At 59.6% G+C, this 5549-nt stretch carries 6 protein-coding genes; all 6 read right to left on the reverse strand.

All coding sequences use genetic code 11. The annotated features are described in order from the left end of the window. Positions 1–747, reverse strand: a 747-nt coding sequence (locus tag AC1D1Z_RS33350) for a transporter substrate-binding protein (RefSeq protein ID WP_477853120.1), incomplete at its 3' end; no start/stop codon positions are given. Between the two features lie 246 nt (positions 748–993). Then, entirely contained in the window at positions 994–1602 is a 609-nt protein-coding gene (locus tag AC1D1Z_RS33355; RefSeq protein WP_018245266.1) for an ANTAR domain-containing response regulator, read from the reverse strand. Positions 1603–1613: 11 nt separating this feature from the next. Beyond that, entirely contained in the window at positions 1614–2765 is a 1152-nt protein-coding gene (locus AC1D1Z_RS33360; RefSeq protein WP_018245265.1) for a transporter substrate-binding domain-containing protein, read from the reverse strand. 354 nt (positions 2766–3119) lie between these two features. After that, positions 3120–3599, reverse strand: coding sequence for a MarR family winged helix-turn-helix transcriptional regulator (locus AC1D1Z_RS33365; RefSeq protein WP_018245264.1), 480 nt, complete (start codon positions 3597–3599; stop codon positions 3120–3122). A 134-nt stretch (positions 3600–3733) separates the two neighbouring features. Continuing rightward, a complete protein-coding gene (locus AC1D1Z_RS33370) occupies positions 3734–4765 on the reverse strand; it encodes a 2,5-dihydroxypyridine 5,6-dioxygenase NicX family protein (protein WP_018245263.1) in 1032 nt (343 codons plus the stop codon). A 59-nt stretch (positions 4766–4824) separates the two neighbouring features. Next, entirely contained in the window at positions 4825–5466 is a 642-nt protein-coding gene (locus AC1D1Z_RS33375) for an N-carbamoylsarcosine amidohydrolase (RefSeq protein WP_018245262.1), read from the reverse strand. Positions 5467–5549 lie beyond the last annotated feature (83 nt).

A 5549-nucleotide genomic window follows, 5' to 3' on the forward strand; every position in this document is an offset into this window, starting at 1 on the left:
CTGTGAAAGCCCCTGGTTCTTGAACTCACGATAGAAGGCGATGATGGAGTCGCCGACCACGTTGGACAGGACCACGTCGGCGCCCGATTCCTTGATCTTGCTGACCATGACGGCCCATTCCGAATGGCCAAGCTCCAGATATTCGTCCGCCACCCATTCGGCGCCGGCTGCCTCGATCAGCTTCTTGGAAACCTTGGCCATCTCGCGCGGATAGACATAGTTCGAGCCGACGATGAAGAATTTCTTCTTGCCCAGTTTCTCGACGATCCAGGGGATGTAGTTGGAGAGCTGTTGGTTCGGAACGGCACCGGAATAGACGACGTTGCGCGAGCACTCGAAGCCTTCGTAATGTGTCTGGTAGAACAGCATCGCGCCCCGTCGCTCGAAGATCGGCAGCACGGCCTTGCGGCTGGCCGAGGTATGGCAGCCGAACACGGTGGAGATCTTGTCCTTGAGGATCAGCTTCGAAGCTTTCTCGCTGAAGGTCTTCGGATCGGAAGCTCCATCTTCGACGACCACCTCGACCGGACGGCCGAGAACACCGCCGGCCGCGTTGATTTCGGCAACGGCCATCGTGACGCCGTTTGCCAGAAGCTTTTCTGCAACCGAAAGCCCGCCCGTTTGCGAATAGAGCGCACCGACCTTGATAGGATCGGCTGCGAAGGCGCGGCTGCCCAGAGCCGGCAGGGCGATCGCGGCAGAAGCGGTGGCTGCGGTTTTCAAAAATTCACGTCTGTTGAACACCATCTTGGTTCCCCTTTTTTTGATTGGCGCACGACGGCACGGCCCGCCGAACGGCGAGGCTTTCATGCCGGAAATGGGTAGAGAACTGACGTCACTGTCAGCAGACAACAAAAAACCCGCGAGGCTTGTCACAGCCTGCGGGCACCCTTGCCATCACCGCATCACGGCTGCGCCGTGTGCAACAGCGGCACATGGCTTCGTCAAGCGAAGGGATGTGCCGGAGGCGTTTCGTTCGAAACACATGAAAAACTAATCATGTTTCTGGGCTGGGCGCAAGAGTTGTTCGGCGTTGATAATCGAATTGGCGATTTCATCGATGGGCACGCGCCGGGCCATCGCCTGCTCGCGCATTTCGCGGTAGGCCTCGGTCTCGCTGGTGCCGCGGTTGGCCATCAGAATCGCTTTTGCCCGTGCCAGTTTCTGGTCACCTAGAACCTTGCGCTTGTACTTGCGTGCCTCCTTGACGAGCTTCTGGCGTTCGAGCCACAGGTTGCGGGCGATGGCCAGATTGGTGAGGAGGCCGAAGGGTTTGATCGGTCTTTCGACGATGGCAAGCGCGCCGCTTTCCAGTACGATCTGCAACGTTGAGGGGTTTTCGTAACCGACAATGGCAAGCATGGTCGGGGCCGGGTTGGGAAAGGACTTCAGCAGACGCTCGATTTCCGGTCTCGCCTCGTCTTCCATGGCAAGGAAGACGACATCCGTGCCATGCGGCAATTCGGCCGGCACCGGCCAGAGACAATTGACCATGCAACCGATACGGCGCAGATGATCCACGAGAAAATCTCCCTCGGATGTCCGAGGGTGGATGACCACAACTTTGAGATCCCGCAGATCCCTGAGAAGGGCGAATGACATCTCGCTCCCTCTCAAACCGGGACGCTATGCGGGGAAGACTGCGTGAAGTCCGGGCGATATTCGCGCATGAACGGATCAGGCGCGACCCGGAGCGACGGATCGTAGACGATGTCGTAGCTGCCCTGCGCATTCACCCTTGCCACTCTCGGCCACAGATGCGTGTGGTTCGTCAGCCGGTCTATCTTAACCGCCCCCTGCGGTGCATCGTACTCGACTTCAGAAAGAGCCGGCAGAAGCTCCTCGAGCCTGTCGCTGCCGGCGTGCTGCAAAGCCGCCGCATAGAGATAAACCTGGAAGTAGGCGGCTTCGGCTGGTGCTGTGGGCGGCATCTGCAAGCCATAGCGCCGTTCGTAAGCGGAGACGAAGGCGCGGGCGCGTGGCGTATCCAGAGACGCAAAGAAGGGGGCGGCGGTAATGTGCCCTGCGGCCACCTCCGGCCGCATGCGGATCACGTCGGCCTCGCTGGTCGACTGGCTCGAGATCGGCATCGTCGCCGCATCGAATCCGGCCTCCTTGAATGCTGTGTAGAAGGGGATGATACCGTCACCGACAATGGTCGAATAGATGACGTCCGGCTTTGCCGCGTGAATATGCCGGATGATTTTGGCGACGTCTTCGGTTTTGAGGTTCAGGGGAACATACATCTCGTCCAGCACCTGTCCGCCGACCTGAAGAAAAAGGTCGCTGATCGTCCGGTTGGATTCATAAGGATAGACGTAGTTCGAGCCCACGAGGAAAACCCGCTTTCCATAATGCCTGGTCAGGAAGTCGACCAACTGGACCGAGTTTTGGTTGGGGGCCGCCCCCGTATAGATGCAGTGCCGGGAATATTCGAACCCCTCGTACAGCGTCGGATAAAACAGCAAAGCGTCACGGGCCTCGATGACGGGAAGGACGGCTTTGCGGGTGCTCGACATATGGCAACCGAATACGACCCGGACGCGATCTTCGTCGCAAAGCCTGACTGCAAGTTCCTTGTAGAGATTGGGCGTCGATTGCGGATCGTACACAATGGGCTCGATAGCCCGCCCGAGCACGCCTCCCGCCGCGTTGATTTCGTCGATCGCCAGCAACGTTGCCGCCCTTTGGGTTTTTTCCACCGCTCCGGTCACACCCGTTTCGGAGAACAGCACACCGACACGCCAGCTTTCTGAATGCATCATCGTCCACCAAAAAATAAAAAAGCTCCCGCCCGTTTCCGGTCGAGAGCTACCCTGCTCATGGAATATCAGCGGCCCATTGGAGCCTGCCAGTCCATGATGGCAGTTTCTTTGTCGGGTGACAATAGCGGAACGAAAGGCCGTGCGCGGCTATCGGCTTGCATCCTCAAGCAGCATCGCAGCGCCTGTCATCGCGATAGTGCAGCGTTGCCGACCGAAGCGCCTCTCGATCGAAATATTTTCGTAATTGCGAGAGCGACTTGATTGCGCTGTATCGATCAACCTCCAGAAAAATTCGCTTTCGAGGAGCGGGGCGGTAGTTCGAATCCCTTCAAGAGCAGGGACCCCAATCAACACCTACTGATCAGTCTCATCGTCGGCGATTTTGCGCAAGAGATACAACAACGCGATGCGTTCCGCCGGATTGAGACGCGCGACAGTCTTTTCACTGATGAGGTAGGCTTGCGGATACATGTCCTGCAGCAGGGCTTCCCCCTTGGGCAGCAAAGAGATCACCACCTTGCGGCCGTCAGCCTCGTCCTTGGAGAGATCGATCAGTCCGCGGGCCTTCAGCCGCTCGACGATGCCACGGATGGTCGCCTGGTCGACGGACGTTGCCTTCACGAGCTCGACCTGCGAGCTGGGACCGAGATCGTGCAGCGCGCACAGCGTCACGAACTGCACCGACGTCAAGTCCGGATCGCTGGCATTGGTCTGGAAAATCGACAGATGGCGCTGATAGGCCTTGCGCAGGAGATGCCCGACTTGCTCCGTCACTTGGTAGCCATTTTGAGGCGCCGGAGCTTCTGGCAGCTGTTCGGTCTCTTTTGCGGTCATCGTCGATGTGGTCCATCAGTTACGGCGTCTTTGGCGGGAATGCAGGAAACACCACAGCATGTTGCGACGGTCAAGGCGTGGCACACCGCCAACCCGCTCCGCGCGATTTCACGCGGAGCGGCTGGCAAGCCCGGTTATTTGAAGTTGTGCTTCATTTCCTTCACGGCGATGTCGCCATCCAGAACCATTGGCTCATCATCGAGGAACAGCGAGCAACCGCGCATCGGGATATCCAGATGGCACGCGGTGTCGTTCGGGCCGCCGAGCTCGTTGTTGGGGCCGGTTGAAAACATCACGTTGCCGTAGAAGGAGCGTGCCTCCATTCCCATGCCACCGGGGAATTCGCCCGGTACCATGCGATGCCACTTGGCGTTCTGATTGAGACCCCAGCCGACATGGCTCATGCCCATGCCACGCGGGTCGTTGAAACCATCCATGTAGGACTTGACCAGCTCGGCATCGAGGCCGCCGCGAATATCGGTGATCCATCCGTTTTCAATCGTGTAGATGATCGGGTCGCGCACGTAGATGTTCTGCGGCAGCAGGATGTCGCCCGGAGCAACGACGATTGTCCCGTCGACGCCATCGTCGTCACCGCCGGTGAAGACAAAGCCGGACGGCCAATGATCCCAGCGGCCCGGCTCGTCCGTGCACGCATATTCGGTAATGGCGGGATAGGTGTTGAGCTTGTAGGTGACGTCCGTGCCGTGCGGAGAGGTGATCCGCATCACCTTCGCCTTGGACAGCAGGTCTCCGGCAAATTCGACGCGCTCGCGCAGTTCCTTGGTCGGCAGCATGCGTGCCAGAATTTCTGGCGGTTCGACGGCGGTCAGGATACGCGTGCCGGCCGCCTGGATCGCCATCTGCTCCGGGCTGAAGAGCAGGAAGATGCAGTCGATCAGCATGTCGGCAGCCTTCAGGGCCTCCACCGCTTCCGGCATGGCGGCGAGTCCCGTCTGGCCGACCGCCCAGGCACCTGCCGGTGGCACCGGCGGCAAACGCATGTGATACATCTTGGCGCCAAGACGAATGCCTGCCGCCATGAAGGCGTCGGCGTAATCGAGGCGCTCGCTGCCCTGGGTCAGGACGATGAGTTTTTCGCCCTCGTGGACACCCGACATCTTCAACTGATGCAGGCAAATTTCCGTGAAGCTGAATTGATCCATGCTCGTTCCCCTATCTTGTTTGAAGGCTTAGGTTTGAAGTCTGGGGCGTTTCCCCCAAATTATGCGCGGTCGGACCTGACTTTGGCGATTTCCGCGATCGCCTCCTCCCTCGAAACGACATCGCCATATTTGCTGTCGATGTCGAAGAGATTGGCATTGTGCGGATCTGGGTGCCGGTCGCCGACGCACTCGCGCACCACGATGCCGCGGAATCCATGCTGGACCGCATCCACGGCGGTGGCGCGAATGCAGCCGCTGGTCGAACAGCCGGCCATGATCACGGTGTCGATCCCCTGCGCATGCAACTGGGAGGCAAGACTGGTGCCGAAGAAGGCGCTGGCATATTGCTTGACGATGACGAGTTCGCCGCTGGCAGGCTCGACGCCGTCGCAGAATTCGGCCAGCACGTTGCCTTCGACCATTCCTTTCATGACAGGCGACTTCTTCACCCACATCCCGCCATCGGCGCAGTCTTCCGCAAGATAGAGGATGCGCGTATGGATGATCGGGATGCCGGCTTCGCGGGCGGCATCGATGAGCGCCGGCGTCTGCGCGACCGCGTCAACCACGCCAGGGGCGTAGAGAGGCGCGCCCTCGGTGGTGTACCCCTTTAGGAAATCGATGACGAGGAGGGCAGGGCGCTGGCCGAAGCCGATGCGGTTGCCCCAGACGCCCTGATAATTGCTTTGCGCGCTCTGCATGATCGGCCCCTCTTCAGTATGCGCCCGACAGAAGTGCGCCGGCGCCTGGCGCGACGGCTTCCAGACCGAGCTTCTTGAGCATG

The sequence above is a fragment of the Rhizobium sp. P1_E1 genome (genome assembly GCF_056406015.1).